This window comes from Coleofasciculus sp., assembly GCF_046539235.1.
Classification (GTDB): domain Bacteria; phylum Cyanobacteriota; class Cyanobacteriia; order Cyanobacteriales; family Coleofasciculaceae; genus Coleofasciculus.
On sequence record NZ_JBKHHI010000573.1, the window covers coordinates 1 to 3,248 of the forward strand.

Below are 3,248 nucleotides of genomic sequence, written 5' to 3' on the forward strand. Positions count from 1 at the left end.
TGGTCTTTTCTCTATCGCCATATTATTGCTGAGTTAAAAGCTGACTTTCGCTGTGTTGCTGTTGATTATCCAGGGTTTGGACTCTCCGAAGCGGCGGCGGGATATGGTTTCACTCCTCAAGAACATTCACGGGTTATCGAGGAGTTTGTTAACCAACTCGACTTGCAAGAGATGATTTTGTTTGTCCACGATTGGGGGGGACCCATTGGTTTGGGTGTGGCGGGAAAACAACCGCAGCGTTTCCGGGGGTTTGCGATCGCGAATACGTTTGCTTGGTCAGTTGATGATAACCTACTCTTAGCAGGGTTTTCCCGATTCTTTGGGGGTGCGCTGGGTGGTGTCTTAATTCGCCGTTTTAATGCTTTTGTGAATTGGATCATTCCTGTAGGAATTCAGCGCCAGCGTTGCGATCGCGTCCTCATGCACCATTATCGCGCCCCCTTTCCGACGCCAAGTTCCAGGGAACCGACTCATATTTTTGCTAGAGAGATTCTCAAAAGTGGTTTATTTCTGCAACAGGTTAGCCAAAGTCTCTCTCGTTTGGCGGATAAGCCAGCATTGATTTTGTGGGGCGATTGTGATCCGGCGTTTCGAGCAAATCAGCGTCTGCGTTTTCAGCAGGTTTTTCAGAAGTCAAAAACGGTTATTCTTTCAGGTGCGGGTCATTTTGTTCAGGAAGATGCTCCCAACCAAATTGTTGAGGCGTTGCGTTTATTATTTAAAGCTGACACCATTTAAGGATAAAATCATAATACTTTCTGAAACTGGGGGTATAGAAGAGGGCGACCCGGACAAATTAAGTGAACTGGAGTTGTTAATTGGTGCAAGCGGGTCGCCCCTACAAGCATTTGGGTAGAGGCGTTTGCCGCTTTCCTCAAAAGGTTCATATCTTAGTTGAATAAGGTGGGCAAAAGGAATTAAGGAGAACACAGGCTTTTCCAGCGTTGATAGTTTTGCCCACCCTACATTGCTGACATTACAATGAACCAGGAATAATTAGCTAAATCCCTAATTCCTGCTGTAAGGATTCTCGCATAATCTCAACAGGTGGTGTTTGTTTTAACCAAATCTCTAATGCGGCTGCACCTTGTTGGACTAACATTTCTAAGCCATCAATGGAAATTACGCCTTGTTGTTTGGCTTGTTGCAGAAATTTTGTGGGATTTGGGGTGTAAATTAAATCATAAGCGATCGCGCTTTTGGGTAATCCTTGCATTGTCTGTTCATCCACAGGAGATTGATTCACATAAGGATGCATCCCCACAGGTGTTGTATTCACCAGTAAATCGGCTTGTTGTAGTAATTGTGGCATTTCCTCCCAGGGATAAGCCTGTAGAATCTTAGATAAGGGAGTATTTGCCCAACTTTGCTGGAACTGACTTAACTTATAGGGATTACGACCCACAACCCAAATCTCAGGACAACCCAACTGCATACAACCCACGACAACGGCGCGTGCTGCACCACCGTAGCCTAATACTACCGCCTTGGTTTGATGCCAATCTCGCTGATATTGATTCAGGGGTGCGATAAACCCTAAGACATCGGTATTTGTCCCACTCCACCCTTTATCAGTACGCCAAACCGTGTTCACTGCACCCACCAGTTGGGCGATATCGGATACCTCGGATAAGAGGGGGATAATGGCTTGCTTATGGGGAATCGTGATATTAAAGCCTTGCCAACCCATCGCCGCCAACCCCGCCACGGCGACATCTAAATCCTCCGGTTTAACAGGTAGAGGGAGATAGACATAATCCACACCCAACTGTGCGATCGCGCGATTGTGCATAATTGGTGATAGAGAATGCTCCACCGGATGACCAATTACGCCTAAGAGTTTGGTTGTCCCTGTGATCTGTTGCATTGTGCTATTTTAGCAAGGCATGGGATAAGTTGAATCCCCAATGAATCACCCAATTCAATAATTTTCTGATATGCTGCGAAAACTTATTATCCTTTTCATGTCTTTGGCATTGTGTCTAACCACCCTAGCGTGTGGTTCGCCTTCCGTCACCCAAAGCCCAAATCAGACGGTCAATGTTACCTCAAATGCCCAACAGTTCCCTGATGGGAAATATCCGGTTCAACAAGCCACTTATGATGATGTTAGTGGTGAATATAGCGTGATGTTGCTGAATACACCACCCGGTACACCCCCTGTCTTGCGTAGTCCAGATTTGCGATTAGCCCGTTTAACCGATCAGGAACTCGCGGCGGGTGAAAAAACATACTTGCAAATCGAAAATGGTCAAGCCGATATGCACTTAAGTGAAGACTTTCGGATTGAATATGTGCATAACGTTACCGAAACCCAAACGAATCCGCAAACGGGTCAACCGGAAACCGTAATTGTGCGGCGGGAATCCAATTTCTGGACACCATTTGCAGGCGCTATGGCGGGTCAAGCTTTAGGGAGTTTATTATTTCGACCCAGCTATTATGTACCCCCTGTGTATCAACCCGGTGGAATTATGACCGGATATGGTGGATATGGAAGCACCTACTCGCAAGCGGTAGACCGATATCAAGCCCGTCATAATCAACCCCCACCCGCGGTCAAAAATCGTCAAGCCTTCCGCAGTACAGGTCAATTAAGACGCTCATCGAATACATCTGCAACGGCTGACAAAAATCGCCAAAAAGGTAATCGGGCGACAGGTTCAGGTTTCGGGTCTAGTAATTTGCGCCGTTCTAATAAATCTGATTCGACGCGCAGGAATCGTTCCGGTGGTTTTGGTAGCAGTTCTGGCAGCCGTCGGCGTTCGACGGGAAGGAGACGGCGTTAGAATTTGTCTTATGTCTTATGTCATTTGTCATTAGTCCTTTGTAGGGGCGGGTTTAGCCACTAAACTTGCTTGTCACCAATAACTGAACAACAAAACCCGCCCTTGCTCACCGATAACTCACCAATAACTGTTCAACAAAACCCGCCATTATCTTCAGCTATGCCCTATAGTCAATTTACCACTATTGGTAAAGCCAAAGAAGCGTTTAATTTAACCACAGCCGAAGGGATTCACTTTTTGCCGGATGTTGAACCGATTCAACCATCCCCAACTCTGGTATCCTTTTTAGAAGAAAGTTTACCTTTAGCGGCATCGGCTAGTGAAAAAGCGCGTTCGGAAGGCATTATTTATCCGGTTTTGCTGGAAGTTCGGCGCATCCTGCAACGACGGGTCAGCTTATTTTCCGGGGAGGATTTTACGGTTGATGAATCACTTGGACTAAATGGACGGTGTGATTTT

3 protein-coding genes and 1 pseudogene are annotated in these 3,248 nt (G+C 46.4%); 3 read left to right on the forward strand and 1 reads right to left on the reverse strand.

All coding sequences use genetic code 11. The annotated features are described in order from the left end of the window. Positions 1–738: alpha/beta fold hydrolase (locus tag ACLFWI_RS28670; RefSeq protein ID WP_446415763.1), on the forward strand; the 738-nt coding region annotated here is incomplete at its 5' end. 262 nt (positions 739–1,000) lie between these two features. Here the strand turns inward: ACLFWI_RS28670 and ACLFWI_RS28675 are convergent. Further along, positions 1,001–1,867: a shikimate dehydrogenase gene (locus ACLFWI_RS28675; protein ID WP_446415764.1), complete on the reverse strand. Its 867-nt coding sequence runs from the start codon at positions 1,865–1,867 to the stop codon at positions 1,001–1,003. 70 nt (positions 1,868–1,937) lie between these two features. Here ACLFWI_RS28675 and ACLFWI_RS28680 point away from each other — a divergent pair, with 70 nt between their 5' ends. Both ACLFWI_RS28680 and ACLFWI_RS28685 read left to right on the forward strand, forming a co-directional pair. Further along, entirely contained in the window at positions 1,938–2,789 is an 852-nt protein-coding gene (locus ACLFWI_RS28680) for a hypothetical protein (RefSeq protein ID WP_446415765.1), read from the forward strand. Between the two features lie 159 nt (positions 2,790–2,948). Next, positions 2,949–3,248, forward strand: a pseudogene (locus tag ACLFWI_RS28685) (hypothetical protein); the annotation flags it as partial.